The following is a 16,586-nucleotide window of genomic DNA, read 5'->3' as shown; positions in this document are numbered from 1 at the left end:
CCGTCCCCCAGTAGCTCCCCCAGCCCGTCGTCCACCCCTTCCCCGATCGACATCCCCTCCACCGGGCCGGGCACGTTCACTACGGCCTCCGGTGGAAGCGACAAGGTGGGCAAGGGCAGCACCCTGCGCTACCAGGTCGACGTCGAGAAAGGCATAACGCTGTCCGCCGAGGACGTCGCCGAAGAGGTGGAACGCATCCTCGGCGACCCTCGCGGCTGGACGGCGGACGGACGGTCGGCGTTCCAGCGGGTCTCCGGGGGCGCCGCCGACTTCGTCGTCCGGGTCGCGACTCCCGGCACCGTCGACACCATCTGCGGCAGGTCCGGGCTGAACACCAGGGGTGAGGTCAACTGCCGCGTCGGCGACGACGTCATGGTCAACCTCAAGCGCTGGCAACTGGCAACACCCGTGTACGCCAAGGACGTCACGGCCTATCGCGCACTCATCATCAACCACGAGGTCGGTCACTTCCTCGGCCACGGCCATGTCGGCTGCCCTGGCCGGGGCAAACCGGCCCCGGCGATGATGCAGCAGATCAAGGGCATGAACGGCTGCGTTCCGAACGTCTGGCCGTACGACGAGGAAGGGCAGCTCGTCACCGGGCCCGCCGTGCCCTGAGCCGGAGCGCATCGGGGCGCGGTTCGCGGTTCGGCCGCGCGGGCTTCGATGCGCGAATGTCGGATGTCGGATGTCGGATGTGGAATGCCGCATGCCGAAGCCGAGCGTCGAAAGTCGACATTTTGCCCGCCGGGGAGATGGTTAACATTGCGACAAGGGGCGAAGGCGGGGCGCCAAGACAGCAGGACAAGCAGGGCACAAGCAGGGCAGGAGTCATGAGCGACCAAGGCAAGGTGGCCCCCGCGCGTCGCCGGGGACTGGCCGACGAGGTGGCCGACAGCATCCGGGAGGCCATCTTCAGCGGGGCCTACGGCCCGGGCGCACAGTTGCGCGAGGTCGAGCTCTCCGGCGCCCTGGACGTCAGCCGCGGCCCGGTGCGCGAGGCGCTGCTGAAGCTGGAGCGCGAGGGTCTCGTACGCAGCGCGTGGCACCGCGGCGCCACCGTGACGACGCTGTCCCCCGACGATGTGGCCGAGTTGGACAGCCTGCGGGGCGTGCTGGAACAACTCGCCGTACGGGAGGTCGTCGCCCGTGCCTCGGACGAGGACATCGCGGCCGTCGAGAAGGTGGTCGACGCCATGGACCGTGCGGCGGACGCGCACGAGATGGTGCGCTGCGACATCGCCTTCCACGACGCCGTCTACGCGGCTGCCCGGCATCGTCGCCTCGAAGAGGCGTGGCAGGCCATCCGCTGCCAGGTCCACCTCTTCCTGCTCACCCGGATCGGCCGCAGCACGGACGGCTACCTCTCCCACATCCCGGCCGAACACCGCGAACTCGCCACAGCCCTGCGGGCCCGCGACGCGGAAGCCGCCCTGGCCCTCTTCGCCGCACACCGCCGCGACGCCTTCACCGTGCTCACCGGCACGACCGACGAGAACTGACCCGCCCCGCGCGCCACCGGCCAGCCCCCGGTCCCTCAGCCTTACCGGTCGCCGCCGCCCGGCCTCGTGAAGCCGGGCGGCGGGACGCGCTCGGCCGTCAGGCCGCGGTCGCTGCCACAGTCACGGCCACCAGTCGGGGCCCTTCCGTCTCGTACAGCGACTCGATCAGTGCGCGGCGCGCGCGGGCCACGCGGGAACGGACCGTGCCCACCGGGCAGCCACTGACGAGCGCCGCCTCCGCATAGGGCAGGCCCAGCAGTTGGGTCAGCACGAACGCCTCACGGCGGTCGTCGGGCAGCGCGGCCAGCAGTTCCGCGAGCGCGATGCCGTCGTCGAAGCCCGGCAGACCGCGCGGCTGGGCACGTTCGGCCGCCGACTGCCAGTCGTCGGTGTCCGACAGGCGGGGTCGGGCGGCGGCGTACCGGATGCTGTCGATCACCGCGCGGCGCGCGATGGACAGCAGCCAACTGCGCGCCGAGGAGCGACCTTCGAAGCGGTGCAGGCTGCCGAGGGCCCGCAGGAAGGTGTCCTGGGTCAGGTCGTCGGCGGACTGTGGATCGGCGCCGAGGTAGGTGACGTAGCGGCTGACGTCCCGGTGCAGGGCGCGGACGAACTTCTCCACGGCGTCGGCGTCGCCGCCGCGCGCGGCGAGCGCCCAGGCGGTTATCGACTCGTCGCGCGACGTGGGCGGGGCAGTCGGCAGGGCAGCTGACCGGCCAGTCGACTGGGCAGCCGACTGGGCAGCCGGCGCTGCGCCGGGCAGGACAGCGGGCAAGGCAGCGGGCAGGGCGGGAGTGAACACCTGGTGTCCTTCTCGGGAGTCCGGGAACCGGACCGGCGCAACGGGCACGGCGGTTCCGGTGGTTGATGACGTACGGCCGCGCGGACGTGCGCGACCGATGCCCGAGGCAGGAGCGGAGTGTCGGCGAAGAGGGAAAAGACGGAGGAGTCGGCGGACACCTCCGGGTACGGCCCCGGGGAACCAGCTGTCGTCAGAGGACAGCGGTCCCGGCGGGCGGACCCCGAGAGGTGATGGCGTGGACGAGAAGGAGCCGGTGCGGGGTGCGGTCCGAGCAACCCCGACGGGCGCGGACGCGTGGGCGGTGCGGCGGCGCGGGCAGCCGCAGCAACAGGCGCAGGGGGGCGACGAGCCATCCGGCGAGAGCCCGCAGGATACGGAAGGCGGCGCGTTCGCCGTGGGCGAGCCACAGGCCGCCCAGCAGGGCGGCGATCAGGTGGACCGTGAGCATGCCCGTCGAGGACATGCCGCCCATGGCATGGCCCGCATGGCCTACCACGTCGATGCCGCCCGCGCCGTCCATGCCGCTCACCGGGATCACCGACCCCGGCGCATCCAGGAGTGACGCATCCATGCCCAATGCGTCCTCATGGCTCACGGAATGCGTGGGCGTCGTCGCGGCGCCCGAACCCCCGCCGGCCTCCGGTGGTGAGCACAGCACATAACGCACCCACCGCTGGGCGAGGGACGCCCCGCCGGGTTCCGGCCGCTCGACCGCCTGCGCGAGCGCGAACAACGAGTGGAGCACCACCTGGGTGGCGACGGCGACGGAACCGACCGCGAGAAGTCCGCGTTCGCGGTGGGCGAGGCACCACACCGTCCCGCCCGTCGCCAGGGCTCCGGCGACCAGTGCCCACCAGGGCACCTCGACACCGGACGTCATCACGTGTCCCTGCACGGCGAACAGCACGCAGACGGCCGCGAACACCGCAGCCCTCAGCGCGCGAGAACACCGTCCAGCAGTCATGGCGGTTCATCCTTGCACCGGCACCTCGGCTGTCACAGCCTGGTACGGAAATCCACCGGGTAAACCGCTCAATCCCGCAAGCGTGATCCACACCACAACAATGTGTCGTAAACCGAGGGAGGCTCGGGCCGCGCCGATCACAAACTCGCGATGGCCGCCGTGCTCCCGCCGTATGCGCCCCGCCTAATGCATCCCCACCGCGTACGCCCTCACCGCGCTAGCGCCCCGACACCGCACTGCCCCGCTCGGCATGGGCCGCTCCCTGTCCCGGAACGCACTCCTTCGGAACCCCGCGTCCAGGCAATCGTCGTAGCGCCCCGCGGCCGAGTCCCCGGCCCCAGAAGAGTTCGCGCGGCGTCCGGCCGCCTGCGAGGCACCACAGCGCGATGACCGGGTCGCAGATCGCGCAGCCGAGCGAGGAGTCGGCGAAGAAGGGGATGATCGGGTTGCCCTTGATGTGGTGGACGACGTCCCAGGCGGTGTGCAGCAGCCAGCCGATGCCGATGAAGGTCCACGACTCCAGCCCGCGGTAGGCGACGTACGTGACGACCGCGGCGAAGGCGAACTCCCAGCCGCCCAGGCCGCCGCCGCTCAGGTATGCGGCGCCCGCCCCGGCGACCATGACCGCGTTGAAGGCCCTGCGGTGCGGTTCGCGGATGAGGGACATCAGCAGTGCGTAGAGCGATCGCCGCGACCACCCGCTGATCCGCCGCTGATCACCCCTCGATCCCTTAGCCGTCCCCCAGATGACCCCGAGCTATCCCCCAGATGTGTCAGAAATCTTTGACAGGTGCGCGAGGCGGCCGTCAGCCTTTTCTGACAGGTACGACGGAAAGGGGCCGCGATGCCCGAGGTCCCGCCTCCGGCACCGACCGGTGACGAGTTGCTGAAGGTGCTCTCCGCTCTCGGCAATCCGCACCGCATGCGGATCATCGCGGCGCTCACGGAGAACCGGAACTACGTCAGCGCGCTGGCTCGCGCGATCGGCATGGGCCGCCCGCTGCTGCACATGCATCTGCAGCGGCTGGAGGCAGCCGGACTCGTCGTCGGCACGCTTGAGCTCGCGGAGGACGGCAAGACGATGAAGTACTTCGAAGTCGCCCCATTCTTCTACGAGTTGACGCCACACACCATCACCCGGGCGGCCGCGACGATCACCGAGAAGGCTGATCCCGCCGAGAAAGCCGACCGGACCGCGAAAGAAGAGGCGAAGTGAATCAGGAACAGGTGACGCTCGCCGCCGGAGCCGACGAGCTGGGAGTTCTGGTCGGCGCCGTCGGCGCGGCCGGCTTCTTCAGCCTGCTGATCGTGATCGTCTGGCAGGTCGCCGCCACCTGGCGGGCCCGGATGCTGGCCGCGCGCGAGCAGCAGTACAAGGAGCTGGCGGCGAGGTACGCACAACTCCTGGAGGACACCGTGGAGTTGCAGCGCCGCACGGTCGAGGAGCAACGGCAGACCCTCGACGAGCTGACGCAGACACGGCTCGCGGTCGGCTCGATGGAGAAGATGATGCGCGAGATCGAATAGGTCAGGACAGGACAGGGCCGGAGTCGCAGGGCCTGCGGCGCGCCCCCAGGGGATGCGCGCCCCTCAGTCCGTCGCGTCCCGCCTCACCGCCCTCTCAGGACGTCGTCCGGGCGAAACGGAGGGACGCCGTGACCGTGGTGCGGCCGCGCATCATGCCCAACTGGTTCCAGTCCATGCCGAACTGCTCCCGGTCCACGATGAACTCCGCCGTCAGCGTGACCGCGTCGGCACTCACCTCCGCGAGGCGTGCGGTGAGGGACTGCGGACGGCTGATGCCGCGCACGCTCAGCTGACCGGCGACCTGAACGGCCCCGTCACTCGCGGGCGCCGCGCTGCGCACGACGAAGGTGAGCTCGGGGTTCCGGTCCGCGTCGAAGAAGTCGGCGGACCGCAGGTGCGTGTCGCGCTTGGCGTTCTTGGTGTCCAGGGACGTGGCATCAAGGGTGATCGAACCGGTGGCGGCCCCGTCGGCCCCCACCTCGCCCTCGCCCGTGAGCCCGGTGAAGGTGCCCTTCACGGTGACCAGCCCCCACATCGTCTTGTGCTGGACACCAACGGTGGAACGGGCGGCGTCGAGCTGCCAGGTCCCGGTTTCGACTGCGACGGACATGAGGTTCTCCTGAGAGGGGCGGGGGTGGAGGTGGACACGACGACTCAACAACGAACGACTCGCCAGTCATCCAAATTTGGATGACCTCAGGCTAGTCGATGCTCCAAATTTGGACAACAGATAGACTGGGACCTCATGGCCGACTCCCCCGCCCCCGCCGACCCGCCCGGACACGACCCGACCGGCGGGGCCACCCTGCTGCCCCCCGAACTACGGGCCTGGATGGGACTGCTGGCCGCCTCGGGCGCGATCGAGCAGCAACTTCGCCCCCTGGTGAAGGAGACGCTCGACATCTCCCACGACGAGTTCCTGGTGCTGTGCCTGCTCGCCGACGGCCCCGCCACCGGCCTGCGCATGACGCAGATCGCCGAGCGTCTCGGCCGCCCCAAGACCCGGCTCACCTATCAGGTCGCCTGCCTCCAGCACGCCGGGCTGATCACCCGCAACACCGCGTGCGGCGACCGGCGCGGCATCCAGGTGGCGCTCACCGACAAGGCACGCCGGCTCCTGAGTGAGGCCTCCGCCTCACTCGCCGGCGCCGTCACCCGGGCGGTCGAGGGCCTGGAGGGGCAGCACGACTGCACGGTGATGCGCGCCCTGCTGCCCAAGCCGGCGGACACCGGGAACGACACGTAGGCCTCCTGGGACCCCGAGGTCCCAGAAGGCCTACATGACCGGAGCGGGCTCGGCCCTCAAACGGGCCTGTGGAAACGAAGGACCCCCGCCCGGCAAAACCCGTGGCAAGACCGGTGGCAAGACCCTCAAGCCGATGCCGAAGCCCCTCCCCCCTGAGAACCCGGGGAAGACCCTCCGCAGATCGTCCAGCGTCAGGGCGTCCCCGGTGAGGGTCACGTTCGCGGGCGTGTACGCGGGCGCGTGACGGCCGGTCGTGAGGCGCAGCCACCACTCGGCGGGTGCGCTCAGGACCGCGTCGGGCTCGGCCGGTTCGTCACCGAGCCCGACCGCCTCGCCGAGGTCGAGACCGAAGGACCGCTCGGGCGCGGTGGTGCGTACCGCGAGACGGACCGCTCGGCCCTCCAGGGCGTCGGCCTTGCCGAGGAAGCCGATGAGCATCCCGGCCTGGTCGAGCAGCGGTCCGGTCGCGTCGGACGCCAGGACGGCCGCCGGATCGAAGGCGACCTCGACGTCCCAGGTGTGGAAGGTGAACTCGCTGAGCCGCAGTCCCGCCGCCGTGGCCACGTCCACGGGCGTCGGCAGGAAACCGAGGTTGATCCGCAGATCCTCGCGCGCCTGCGCGTCCAGGGTCCGTTAACCGTGGATCGATTGGCCTGGGTTTCCTGGGCTTTCCTGGTTCTACGGAAGCGTCGTACGGAAGTGCGTAACCCGGATGGAGGTTTGATCGTTGATGTGATCGTCAGGCCAGTGTGCGGCGTGCGTGAGGGGGTGGCGGAGTGCGGCGCAGGGTTGTGGTGGGTGAGGGTGAAGTCCAGCAGGTCGCGGCGGCCTGTGCCCGTGCGTTGCGGGGTGTGGATGTGGTCAGTGGCGAGCAGCTCGACCAGGCGGCTTTGGTGGAGCGGGCAGGCTGGCTGACCGCGCTGGTCGGATCACTGGCTTCAGGTGCGGTGCGGGAGCACTGGAACGGGACCGATCTGGCCCAACTCGCCTCCGGCGTCGACCGGTCGGGGATCCGGTTGCCGTCGCAGGGGTGGATGGCGTTGCGCCGCCTGGGCTGGACGGTGACCGTTCCGCAGGGGGTGTACGTGCCGGACCGGGTGGTGCGGATCGCGCAGGAGCAGGCGGGGCGGGTGCTGCGTTCGGCCTGGTGGCGCGCCGAGGTCACCGCCGCGCTGCTGGCGACCTGGCCTGCCGATCCGGCCCGGCGTACCGAGGCGGAGTGGCAGGCGCTGCGCGCCGCGCTGCCCGAGGGTGGGGTGGTGGCGACCAGCGTGCTGCTGGCCCGTACCCGGCAGATCGCCGCGTTCCAGGCCCGCCACGGGCGGCTGCCTGCGGATGTGACCGAGTGCGAGTCGGCGCCGGGGGCGGGTGGGCAGGTGGTGCTCGCGGCGGTCGACAAGCAGCTGGCCACCCTGGAGCGCTGCCCGGAAGACCCGGCCCGGTACGCGGTGTTGACGCTGCGGCTGCCGGTGCGGCCTGATCCCGCGTCGCGTGCCGACTGGCATCCGGTACGGGTCCGCTTCCGACTGCCGCCCCACGTGCCCGCCACCGCGGTGCTGTGTGCGCCCACCCTGCGCATCCGCCAGGGGCGGCTCCTTCTCGATGTGCCCTACGTCCAGGCGGTTGCGAAGCCGGAGCGTGCCGGGCACCGCACCGCGGTCGCCTTCGACTGGGGGCTGAACACCCTGCTCACCGGCGGCACCCTCCACCTCACCGGCGAAGCCCAGCCCCGCGTGCTCACCGACGGGCCTCCCGTCGTCTTCCGCGCGGCCGGAGTCCTGGCCAAGGCCGACCGCCTGCGCACCCTGGGTGAGCACATCGCCGCCCGCATCGGCCAACTGCGCACCCTGATCACCTCCCGGCAGGAGCGCGGGATGCCGCCGGACCCGTGGCTGGTGGCGAAACTCGCCGTCCTGGAGGCCGAGCGGGACCGCGTCGCCCGGCGGCGCACCCGGCTGAACGCGGCGCTGGCCCGGGCAGCCGCCCGCTTCATCGTCGATCACGCGATCGCGGCCGGAGCGAGCGTCATCCACCTCGAAGACCTCCGCGACATGCAGGCGCGCGGCAAGGGCCGCACGCTGAACACCCGGCTGTCGCAGACGGTGCGCGGCGCGATCGTCACCCACGTCCGCCACCAGGCCGCCACCTTGGGGATCGCGGTGGTCATCGTCCCGCCGCGCGGCACGTCAAAGTACTGCCCCCGGTGTCTGACCGCCTTCCGCCACCACAAAGCCCCCAACGACCGGGCGGCGGGCTGGGCCTGGGCATCGTGCCCGAACCCCGCGTGCGGCTACAGCACCGGCCGGGACCATGCCGCCTGGCAGCGCATCGGCGCCCGCGGCCTGACCCACCAGCACAAGACCAGCGTCGACCGCAGCAATGGAACCTTCGTGATCCGTACGGTGGTCGAGGCCCTGGACCGCGCGAGCGCGGTCCAGCAGCAGACCCGGGACCGCACCAAGAGCGGCCCCACAGCAAAACGCCCTGTGCCCGGGAAGCGGCGCAGGGTCCCCGCCCCACCCGGCAACCGTGCCCCAACAGCACGACCGGGTGACAAGCGTCCGGCGGGGCGGCCCCCCACGCACCCGACACACTCCAGCCAGGAGCGGAGAAGGCAGCAGGGACCGAACACGATCGGCACCCCCGTCCGGCCGCACCGGCCGGACGGGGCCAGACTCGGGGCAGGCTTCCACCGCCACGCCCACACCACCCCCGTCCGAAGACGGCCGTGGCCGAGTCACCATCCCAAGCGATCCCGAACACCCGGGATCACCCAGGAAACCCAAGCCGATTAGAGACGCTCTCGTAGCGTGCGACCAGCGCCTCGTTGGCGGGCACGAAGGCCTCGGCCCGCTCGCCGGGCGACATCGCGTCCCAGCGCGCCCACACCGACTTGTTGAAGTCCGCGTCCTTGGGCCCGGTGCCCTCCAGCGCGCCTTCGAGGGTGGCCAGGCCGATCTCCGCGCCGCTGCCCAGGTGACTGAGCACCTGCGACACGTCCCACTCCGCCGCCCCGGACGCGCGGGTGAGGTCGCCGGCGCCCCAGCCGCCCGCCAGTGAGGCGAGGTGGTCGTGTCCGCTGCGCAGGGCGGCGATGATCCGGTCGGCGCGTTCACTCATGAATGTCTCCAAAACGGTAGGCGGTTTCCAGCGGTCACGGTCACGGTCACGGTCGTCCTCGTGCCCGGCGGTGGATCTCATGTCCGCACGCGCCCCCTGGTGACTTGACGCTTCAACCGCAACCTAAAACAGCTTCACTTGAACAGTCAATCAAATCCTTCGTCCCGTAAGTGGCCGGAAACGCGCGGTTCCTCGACGTTCCGCGCCCGCTCAGAGAGGGGAGCTTGAACGAGGAACCCATCACGCCACAGGGGACTGGGCCGATCCACGGAAGTCGCCGGATTGGGGCACGAGATGAGTCGTACGCCGCACACCGTCACCGTCGCCGAACTCGTCCCCGGGGATCTGCTCGCCCTCTCGGCGCGGGACGCCGACGTAGACCGCTGGTACGTCGTGATGCACACCCTTCCGGTGCGTCCCGAGGCGATCCGGGTGACGCTGCGGCCACCGCTCGGCGGCGCCGACCGCGACGAGGAGCTCGACCGGACCCGGACCGTGACCGTCGGCGACCACCGCGTGGACACCGCCGGGATCCCTCTCCTCACCTCCGCCAACCTGAGGGCCGTGGACTTCCGGGACGGCGACCGCGTCGACTTCCTGCGGACGGTCGATCCGCACGCGGTCGAGGACACGTACGTACGGCGACGGGGCGGCTGGAGCCACGACACACCGGGCGACCGCGCGGACAGCCGCGCAGACCACCGTGCGGGAAACCATGCGGGAAACCATGCGGACGACCGTCCCGAACCACCGCTCTCGGACGCGGAGTTGAGGAAGCGGGCGGCCGAGGCCGTCGACCACGTCGTACGGCACCACCCGCGCCGCGCCCGGCCGGCGACGAGCCGGACCGGCGGACCGCGACGGGTGGTGGTCACCGGGCTGGGCGCCGTGACCCCACTCGGTGTCGGCGTCGACGACCTGTGGGCGGGGCTGCTCGAAGGGCGCTGCGGGATACGGGAACTCGACGGAGAGGAGTTCGCCGGCCTGCCCGTACGCATCGCGGGGACCGTACCCGTGGACCCGGCCGCGCTGCTGCCCCGGCCGCAGGCCCGGCGGATGAACCGGGCCGCCCAGTTCGCGGTGCTGGCCGCACGGGAGGCGTGGCGGGACGCCGGGTTCGACCCCGCGGGCACGGCCGAGAGCGGGCCGGCCCCCGAGCGGGTCGGAGTCTCGGCGGGGGCCATCCTCGGCGACGCGTCCGTCCTCGTCGGCGGTGACCGGCGGCTGCGCGAGAAGGGCCCCAGGGGCGTGTCCCCTCTGACCACCCCCATGACCGTGCCCTCGCAGGCCGCGTCCCAGGTGTCCCTGGCGCTGCGGATCACCGGCGAGGCCCGCACGGTGACCAGTGCGTGCGCCTCCGGCACCGAGGCCATCGGAGAGGCCGTCGACCGCATACGGTACGGGCGGATCGACGTGGCCCTCGCCGGCGGAGCCGAGGCCGTCGTCACCCCGGCGATCATGGCGTCCTTCGCTGCCATGCGGGCGCTGTCGACCCACGGGCTCGGGGACGGTGAGAGCCCCTCGCGCCCCTTCGCCAGGGACCGCGACGGGTTCGTGAACGGGGAGGGCGCGGGGTTCCTGTTGCTGGAGGCGGAGGAGCACGCACGGGCCCGTGGCGCGCGGATCTACTGCGAGGCCGCGGGCTGGGGACTCTCCGCCGACGCCCACCACATGGCCGCGCCCGACCCGTCCGGCACGGGGGTCGCGCTCGCGCTCCGGCGGGCGCTGGCCGACGCGGGGGCCGAGGCCTCGGACGTCGTACACGTCAACGCCCACGCCACGGCCACCGCCGACGGCGACCTCGCCGAGGCGCGGGCGCTGAAGTCCGTACTGGGAGGCTGCCGGGTGCCGGTCACCGCGCTCAAGGGGCACCTCGGGCATCTCCAGGGCGCGGCGGGCGGAGTCGAGGCCGTCGCCACGGTCCTCACCCTCCATCACGGGATCGTCCCGCCCACGATCGGTTGCGCCGAGCAGGACCCCGCGATCGAGCTGGACGTGGTGACCAAGGCCCCGCGGCCACTGCCCGCGCGGGGGGACGTCGCGTTGAGCAACTCGTTCGGGTTCGGGGGCCACAACGCGGTGCTCGCGCTGCGGCGGGTGCGGGGGTGAGGGGGCGGTTGTTGTCGGCCCCGTTGCGCTCGGCGCCCTCACCGGGCGCCCGTGCCGAACCGCGGTGGCTCAGGCCGACGCGCGCTTCTTCGTCGTCTTCTTGGCCGCCGTCTTCTTCGCACCTGTCGTGGACTTGACGGCAGTCTTCTTCGTCGCCGCTGTCGACGTGGCCGCGGACGTGGACGTGGACCTCTTCGCCGTTGACGTCGACTTCTTCGCCCCGTCGTGGTCCGGGTGGTCTTCGCCGCCGCCGTTTTCTTCGCCGCCGCCGCCGTCTTCTTCGCACCCGCCGTCGACTTCTTGCCGGCCCTCTCCTTGGGGGCAGCGCGGGGCGGCCTGCGCGAGGGCGTCTTGCCCTTGAGGGGGGGGACCTCGGCGACCTCCTCGCCGCGGGCTCCTTGGCCGCGCGGACGCTGCTCTCCAGGGCGGACATGAGGTCGAGGACCTTGCCGGCCCGCGGCTCGGCGGGGGCGGCCGGTGGTGCCTCGCCGGAGGCCTCGCGGCGATGAGTTCCTCGACCCGGACCCTCCATCAGACCCATCGCTGACCGCGCTTCTTCCTCCGAACCGTCCAGGTGGCGCATGCCGGGATGCGATCAGCGGCCAGGGGATGTGCCATAGGAAAACAGGAGGTGGGAAGGCCATGGCCCGTGCGGTCTGGAGCGGTGCTCTCTCATTCGGGCTCGTCGCCCTGCCTGTGCAGCTGTTTTCGGCGACGGAAAGCCACACGATCCGCTTCAACCAGCTCCAACGCGGAACGTCCGACCGGGTGCGCAACAAGCGAGTCAACGAGCGCACAGGTGAAGAAGTCCCCATGGAGGAGATCGTCAAGGGATTCGACATGGGGGACGAATACGTGGTCGTCGAGCCGGACGAGCTGGACGAGATCGCCCCCGGCCAGTCCAAGTCGGTGGAGATCACGGGGTTCGTCGACCTGGAGCAGGTCGAGCCGGTCTTCTTCGACAAGACCTACTACCTGGCGCCCAAGGGCAAGGAGTACGCCAAGGTCTACGCCCTGCTCCACAGCGCCCTGGCACAGGCGAACAAGGTCGGTATCGCCACCGTCGTCATGCGCAACCGCGAGTACCTGGTCGCCGTGAAGGCGGAGAGCGACGTCCTGGCGATGCACACCATGCACTGGGCGGATGAGGTCCGCGATCCTCACCGGGAGATCGCGAGTCTCCCGGAGGAGACGCAGGTCGCCGAGAAGGAGTTGCAGACTGCGGTGCAGCTCATCGAGGCGCTGAGCATCGACTGGATGCCGGAGGAATACCACGACACGTACCAGGAGAAGGTGCTCGAACTCGTGGAGGCGAAGCGCACGGGCCAGACAGTGGAGAAGGGCGAGCCGCCCCCGCAGACAACCAAGGTCGTCGACCTCATGTCGGCCCTGCAGGCAAGTGTCGAAACGGCCAAAAGCCGCAGAAAGCATGTCGGCGCGGAAGAGGAAGCGACCCGACGTGGTCGCCCGCCGACGCATATCAAGGAAGCGGCAGAAAAACGCCGGACCCGAACTGCAAAGAAGACCGAGGAGAAGCCGCCGAAGCCCTCCGAACTCAAAGAACTGAGCAAGACAGAGCTCTACCAGAGGGCATCCGACGCAAACATCCCTGGTCGTTCCTCAATGAGCCGCGACGAACTGATCAAGGCCCTCTCCGGCAAAGGCGGCCGACGCAAAGCGAAGGTGTCCTGACGCTGTTGATGGGGCATCGACGCAAGGATCTGACCAGCGGTGCTCTGGCGATGGCGCCGCCGGTTCCCACGTTCAATCCGATCGTTTCCCGCTGTCGTTCCTCTTAGCCGGTGAGAGCCTCGGTGATCTGCCGAGTGGCCTGCGCCGCGACCTGGGGGTTGACGGCGGCGTAGGCGGTGTACGCGGAGAGGGCGGTGGTCAGGGCCCAACCGCGGCCCCGCATCCAGGTGGCGTCGTCCACGCCGAGCGCGTCACGGAAGGCGTCTCGGCTGCCGGCAGTCATCAGGGTGAAGGCGATCACCAGGTCGCAGGCCGGGTCACCGATACCGAGCCCACCGAAGTCGATGACGGCACTGAGGCGGGCGTTGACGGTCAGCAGGTTGCCGGTGTGGAAGTCGCCGTGAAACCAGACCGGAGAGCGATCCCATCCGGGTGCGCTCAGCGCCGCATCCCACAGCTCGGTCATCGCCGCGGCGTCGAACGCGCTGTCGACCTGGGCGATGGCAAGTCGCGTCACGCTGTCCCGGTCGGACAACGGTCGGCCGGTGAGGTCGTCGCGGATGGTCTCGGCGGGGATGCCCTCGGGCATGAACCGCTGCAGGGCAGCCAGGAACTGCGCCAGTTCAATGGCGGCCCTGGAGGAGTCGGCCAGTGCCTCGACGGTCGCCACCTCGCCGTCCAGCCAGCGGGACACCGCCCACGGCCACGGATAACCGAAGTCGGGCTCCCCCACACCCACCGGCACCGGGATGGCCAGGGGCAAGTGCGGGGCGAGCCTGGGCAACCACTCGAACTCCTTCCTGGCCTGCCCGATGGCCCCGACATGGCGGGGCAGCCGGACGGACAACTCCTTGCCCAGCCGGTAGATCACATGGTCGGAGCCGGCCGGGTCGAGAAGTTCCAGGGGCAGCCCCGCCCACTGGGGGAACTGGGTGTCGATCAGGCGCCTGGCCAGTGCGGCATCGATCTCCGGGCGGGTGTCCGCGGTTCCTGCGGTTGCCAAGAGCAGCTCCTGTGGTCGGCCCACTCCATGCGGCAGGCGGTCAGGGCCATCACAGTGCGTCCTGCGTCCGCCTGTCGACCGGATTTCAGGACGCACGAGGAACAACAGGCCTGGTCAGGCGGATTCCCGTACGACCAACCGCGTGGGGGTGACGACGCGGGACAGCGGGTGACCGGCGTCTCCCGGCGCAGGCCGCTCCGGTGTCCGGTTGAACAGCAGTTGGGCCATCAGGCGCCCCATGCCCTCGATGTCCTGGTGAACCGTGGTCAACGGCGGATCTGTTGCCTCGGCTATGGGTGTCAGGTCGTCGAAGCCGACGACGGCCACATCCTCCGGCACACTGCGTCCCCGCTCCCGCAGCAGCTTCAGGGCGCCGGATGCCATCAGGTCCGAGGCTATGAAGACCGCGTCCAGGTCTGGGCACCGGTCGAGGAGCTGGGCCATGGCTGCAGCGCCGCCCTGCAGCGTGAAGTCTCCTTCAGCGATCAACTGCGGTGGGCTGTCCAGGAGTACGTCGCGGTAGCCGTCGAGGCGGTCGATCGCCGAGGCCTGGTTGAGCGGCCCGGTAATGGTCGCGATGTGCCGACGGCCCTGCGAGACGAGATACCGGACGGCTTCCCTGGCTCCGCCACGGTTGTCGGCGTCGACGTATGTGTAGCTGTGACCGCGGTGTCCGGAGCCGCTAACCGGGCGTCCGCCGAAGATGGCGGGAAGGCCCGTCTGCTCGACCATGGCGGGCAAGGGGTCGTCGGCACGCAGGGAGAACAGCAGCGCGCCGTCGACGTGTCCGCCGCCCAGGAAGTTGCCGACACGGGGGTAGTCGTCCGGCTCCTCGATGAACAGCAACACTGGCTGTGCTCCTTGGTGGACGAGTTCCTGCCGGATACCGCGGAGAAGGCAGTCGAAGTAGGGGTCCACGAAGAGGCGGTTCTGCGGCTCGGTGACGACCACGGCGACGGCGTTGTTGCGTCGGGTGACCAGGCTTCGGGCTGCCTGGTTCGGTACGTAGCCGAGTTCGGCGATGGCCTTTCGGGTGCGTCGGGCGACTTCCTCTCGCACCCTCGGCTCCCTGTTGATCACCCGCGACACGGTGGACTTCGATACCCCTGCCCGGCGCGCCACGTCCTCAAGTGTGGGGCGACGTCCGTTCGGCCGTTCAGTCAACACCTTCTCCGATTCGGCGAATTGATCGGGCGCTGGACACGTTAGCCGCCGACCGGCAGCGCTGGTGGGTCGTTTTGGCCTGCCAACGTGCCTGTTCAGCCAAGCTCGCCTTGGCTGCCGCAAGGCGGATGGGCTTGCGCCCCTCACGGTGTCGGCCCCAGGCGCATCATGCTGCCGACCGTTCCGTCACTGCTCGGAAGCACCCAACAGTCGGTGCTCCGTGATGCGTCTGAGTGGACTCTGAGCCCACCGCTTCACCCGGTTCAGCAACAGCTGCCACAGCCGTTGCACTGGATAGAGTTCCGATCACCAGCTCTGAGCTGCACTGACGCCAGAACGACAACCGGGCGAACACCTCACACCCGCGGAGAACCGCCGTCCTCCAGGTGGATCTGGCGGAAGGAGATCGAGTGGCTCTCGGTGGCGTTCACCAGCTTGATCGGGATGCTGACCAGGCCGAAGATCGGCACACTCGGCAATGTTTGCCCGCTTTTATTGGTATTTCCATGGGATTCTCGTCGTATGACGCCGATCACGGAGGTGGAGGGCCGGAGGGTGGCCCTCTCCAACCTGGAGAAGGTCCTGTATCCCGCGACCGGCTTCACCAAGGCCGAGGTGCTGCACTACTACGCGACGACCGCTGAGCCGCTGCTGGCGCACCTCCGAAACCGGCCGCTGTCGTTCCTGCGCTATCCGGACGGGCCCGACGGCCAGCTCTTCTTCGCCAAGAACGTGCCACCGGGCACGCCCGACTGGGTCACGACCGCCGAGGTGCCGCGCTCCGAGGGGCCGGCCCGGATGGTGCTCGTGCAGGACCTGGCGAGCCTGATGTGGGCGGCGAACCTGGTGACCGAGTTCCACACTCCCCAGTGGCTCATCGGCGCGCCGGGCGAGGCCGACCGTCTGGTCTTCGATCTCGATCCCGGCCCGCCGGCGACGATCGTCGAGTGCTGCCGGGTCGCGCTGTGGCTGCGGGACCGGCTCGCGGCGGACGGGATCGAGGCGTACGCGAAGACGTCCGGGGCGAAGGGGCTGCACCTGCTGGCGGCTGTGCGGCCGACTCCCTCCCGGCGGGTGACGGAGTACGCCAAGGAGCTGGCCGTGGGGGCGGAGAAGGCGATGCCGCGGCTCGTCGTGCACCGGATGACACGGAGCCTGCGGCCCAGGAAGGTGTTCGTCGACTGGAGCCAGAACGCCGCGCGCAAGACCACGGCGGCTCCGTACACCTTGCGGGCGCGGCCCGAGCCGAGCGTGTCCACGCCGGTGACCTGGGAAGAAGTCGCGGACTGCACGGATCCGGGGCAGCTCGTCTTCTGCGCGCCCGATCTTGAGTCCCGGCTGCAGGCGTACGGGGATCTTCTGGCGCCGCTGCTGGATCCCGCGGGGGCCGGGGCGTTGCCCTGAGCGGGGGGGGTCCGGGGTGCGCCGGGTTTTACTCGCCCCCGCCGCCCCTAACC

17 protein-coding genes and 1 pseudogene are annotated in these 16,586 nt (G+C 70.4%); 9 read left to right on the top strand and 9 right to left on the bottom strand.

From position 1 onward, the window contains the following. The coding region (locus tag FPZ41_RS36430; RefSeq protein ID WP_152867844.1) for a DUF3152 domain-containing protein at positions 1–618 on the top strand (618 nt) is incomplete at its 5' end. A 215-nt stretch (positions 619–833) separates the two neighbouring features. Beyond that, on the top strand, positions 834–1,502 hold the full coding sequence (locus FPZ41_RS36425) for a GntR family transcriptional regulator (RefSeq protein WP_152867843.1): 669 nt from the start codon (positions 834–836) through the stop codon (positions 1,500–1,502). A gap of 97 nt (positions 1,503–1,599) precedes the next feature. Here the strand turns inward: FPZ41_RS36425 and FPZ41_RS36420 are convergent, their stop codons facing one another. The 3 genes from FPZ41_RS36420 to FPZ41_RS36410 all read right to left on the bottom strand — a co-directional run bounded on the left by FPZ41_RS36420 (position 1,600) and on the right by FPZ41_RS36410 (position 3,974). Beyond that, positions 1,600–2,304 (bottom strand): sigma-70 family RNA polymerase sigma factor, encoded by a 705-nt coding sequence (locus FPZ41_RS36420; RefSeq protein WP_407698864.1) that lies wholly within the window; start codon positions 2,302–2,304, stop codon positions 1,600–1,602. Between the two features lie 190 nt (positions 2,305–2,494). After that, complete coding sequence (locus FPZ41_RS36415; RefSeq protein ID WP_152867842.1) at positions 2,495–3,268, bottom strand: hypothetical protein; 774 nt, start codon at positions 3,266–3,268, stop codon at positions 2,495–2,497. 217 nt (positions 3,269–3,485) lie between these two features. Beyond that, on the bottom strand, positions 3,486–3,974 hold the full coding sequence (locus FPZ41_RS36410; protein WP_322621169.1) for a DUF6010 family protein: 489 nt from the start codon (positions 3,972–3,974) through the stop codon (positions 3,486–3,488). Between the two features lie 138 nt (positions 3,975–4,112). Here FPZ41_RS36410 and FPZ41_RS36405 point away from each other — a divergent pair, with 138 nt between their 5' ends. Both FPZ41_RS36405 and FPZ41_RS36400 read left to right on the top strand, forming a co-directional pair. Beyond that, a complete protein-coding gene (locus FPZ41_RS36405; RefSeq protein ID WP_152867841.1) occupies positions 4,113–4,484 on the top strand; it encodes an ArsR/SmtB family transcription factor in 372 nt (123 codons plus the stop codon). Then, positions 4,481–4,795: a hypothetical protein gene (locus FPZ41_RS36400; protein ID WP_165935196.1), complete on the top strand. Its 315-nt coding sequence runs from the start codon at positions 4,481–4,483 to the stop codon at positions 4,793–4,795. The genes FPZ41_RS36405 and FPZ41_RS36400 overlap by 4 nt, the downstream gene beginning before the upstream one ends. A 94-nt stretch (positions 4,796–4,889) precedes the next feature. Here the strand turns inward: FPZ41_RS36400 and FPZ41_RS36395 are convergent, their stop codons facing one another. After that, positions 4,890–5,405: a YceI family protein gene (locus FPZ41_RS36395; RefSeq protein WP_152867840.1), complete on the bottom strand. Its 516-nt coding sequence runs from the start codon at positions 5,403–5,405 to the stop codon at positions 4,890–4,892. Positions 5,406–5,540: 135 nt separating this feature from the next. On the opposite strand from FPZ41_RS36395, the gene FPZ41_RS36390 reads away from it, so the two are divergent. Beyond that, positions 5,541–6,041: a MarR family winged helix-turn-helix transcriptional regulator gene (locus FPZ41_RS36390; RefSeq protein WP_152867839.1), complete on the top strand. Its 501-nt coding sequence runs from the start codon at positions 5,541–5,543 to the stop codon at positions 6,039–6,041. 30 nt (positions 6,042–6,071) lie between these two features. Here the strand turns inward: FPZ41_RS36390 and FPZ41_RS36385 are convergent, their stop codons facing one another. Further along, complete coding sequence (locus tag FPZ41_RS36385; protein WP_152867838.1) at positions 6,072–6,611, bottom strand: hypothetical protein; 540 nt, start codon at positions 6,609–6,611, stop codon at positions 6,072–6,074. A 206-nt stretch (positions 6,612–6,817) separates the two neighbouring features. On the opposite strand from FPZ41_RS36385, the gene FPZ41_RS36380 reads away from it, so the two are divergent. Next, positions 6,818–8,836, top strand: coding sequence for a zinc ribbon domain-containing protein (locus tag FPZ41_RS36380; RefSeq protein ID WP_322621168.1), 2,019 nt, complete (start codon positions 6,818–6,820; stop codon positions 8,834–8,836). On the opposite strand, the gene FPZ41_RS36375 is transcribed toward FPZ41_RS36380, so the two are convergent. After that, a complete protein-coding gene (locus FPZ41_RS36375; protein ID WP_152867837.1) occupies positions 8,811–9,161 on the bottom strand; it encodes a maleylpyruvate isomerase N-terminal domain-containing protein in 351 nt (116 codons plus the stop codon). The two genes, FPZ41_RS36380 and FPZ41_RS36375, sit on opposite strands and share 26 nt — an antisense overlap. A gap of 294 nt (positions 9,162–9,455) precedes the next feature. Between FPZ41_RS36375 and FPZ41_RS36370 the strand changes: the two genes are divergently transcribed. Both FPZ41_RS36370 and ku read left to right on the top strand, forming a co-directional pair. After that, on the top strand, positions 9,456–11,270 hold the full coding sequence (locus tag FPZ41_RS36370; protein ID WP_152867836.1) for a beta-ketoacyl-[acyl-carrier-protein] synthase family protein: 1,815 nt from the start codon (positions 9,456–9,458) through the stop codon (positions 11,268–11,270). A 642-nt stretch (positions 11,271–11,912) separates the two neighbouring features. Then, positions 11,913–12,962, top strand: a complete 1,050-nt coding sequence (gene ku, locus FPZ41_RS36365) for a non-homologous end joining protein Ku (RefSeq protein ID WP_152867835.1) — start codon at positions 11,913–11,915, stop codon at positions 12,960–12,962. A 103-nt stretch (positions 12,963–13,065) separates the two neighbouring features. Here the strand turns inward: ku and FPZ41_RS36360 are convergent, their stop codons facing one another. The 3 genes and pseudogenes from FPZ41_RS36360 to FPZ41_RS50430 form a co-directional block, all read right to left on the bottom strand. Further along, positions 13,066–13,965 carry an aminoglycoside phosphotransferase family protein gene (locus FPZ41_RS36360; protein WP_152867834.1) on the bottom strand — a complete coding sequence of 300 codons (900 nt, stop codon included), beginning with the start codon at positions 13,963–13,965 and terminating at the stop codon, positions 13,066–13,068. A 114-nt stretch (positions 13,966–14,079) separates the two neighbouring features. Beyond that, positions 14,080–15,129 (bottom strand): LacI family DNA-binding transcriptional regulator, encoded by a 1,050-nt coding sequence (locus tag FPZ41_RS36355; RefSeq protein WP_152867833.1) that lies wholly within the window; start codon positions 15,127–15,129, stop codon positions 14,080–14,082. 362 nt (positions 15,130–15,491) lie between these two features. Then, positions 15,492–15,608: pseudogene (locus FPZ41_RS50430) on the bottom strand (Ku protein); the annotation flags it as partial. A 43-nt stretch (positions 15,609–15,651) separates the two neighbouring features. Between FPZ41_RS50430 and ligD the strand changes: the two are divergent. Beyond that, positions 15,652–16,533 carry a non-homologous end-joining DNA ligase gene (gene ligD, locus FPZ41_RS36350; protein WP_152867832.1) on the top strand — a complete coding sequence of 294 codons (882 nt, stop codon included), beginning with the start codon at positions 15,652–15,654 and terminating at the stop codon, positions 16,531–16,533. Positions 16,534–16,586 lie beyond the last annotated feature (53 nt).

Origin of the sequence: Streptomyces acidicola (assembly GCF_009377235.1) — a bacterium.
Lineage (GTDB): Bacteria > Actinomycetota > Actinomycetes > Streptomycetales > Streptomycetaceae > Streptomyces > Streptomyces acidicola.
Note: the sequence above shows the minus strand (reverse complement) of the source record. Positions and strands in the feature narration are given on the sequence as shown.

Excerpts from the sequence above, each read along its gene's own strand:
- FPZ41_RS36415 (WP_152867842.1), bottom strand. The coding sequence starts at position 3,268 with ATGACTGCTGGACGGTGTTCTCGCGCGCTGAGGGCTGCGGTGTTCGCG.
- FPZ41_RS36390 (WP_152867839.1), top strand. The coding sequence starts at position 5,541 with ATGGCCGACTCCCCCGCCCCCGCCGACCCGCCCGGACACGACCCGACC.
- FPZ41_RS36370 (WP_152867836.1), top strand. The coding sequence starts at position 9,456 with ATGAGTCGTACGCCGCACACCGTCACCGTCGCCGAACTCGTCCCCGGG.
- FPZ41_RS36405 (WP_152867841.1), top strand. The coding sequence starts at position 4,113 with ATGCCCGAGGTCCCGCCTCCGGCACCGACCGGTGACGAGTTGCTGAAG.
- FPZ41_RS36425 (WP_152867843.1), top strand. The coding sequence starts at position 834 with ATGAGCGACCAAGGCAAGGTGGCCCCCGCGCGTCGCCGGGGACTGGCC.
- FPZ41_RS36375 (WP_152867837.1), bottom strand. The coding sequence starts at position 9,161 with ATGAGTGAACGCGCCGACCGGATCATCGCCGCCCTGCGCAGCGGACAC.
- ligD (WP_152867832.1), top strand. The coding sequence starts at position 15,652 with ATGACGCCGATCACGGAGGTGGAGGGCCGGAGGGTGGCCCTCTCCAAC.
- ku (WP_152867835.1), top strand. The coding sequence starts at position 11,913 with ATGGCCCGTGCGGTCTGGAGCGGTGCTCTCTCATTCGGGCTCGTCGCC.
- FPZ41_RS36395 (WP_152867840.1), bottom strand. The coding sequence starts at position 5,405 with ATGTCCGTCGCAGTCGAAACCGGGACCTGGCAGCTCGACGCCGCCCGT.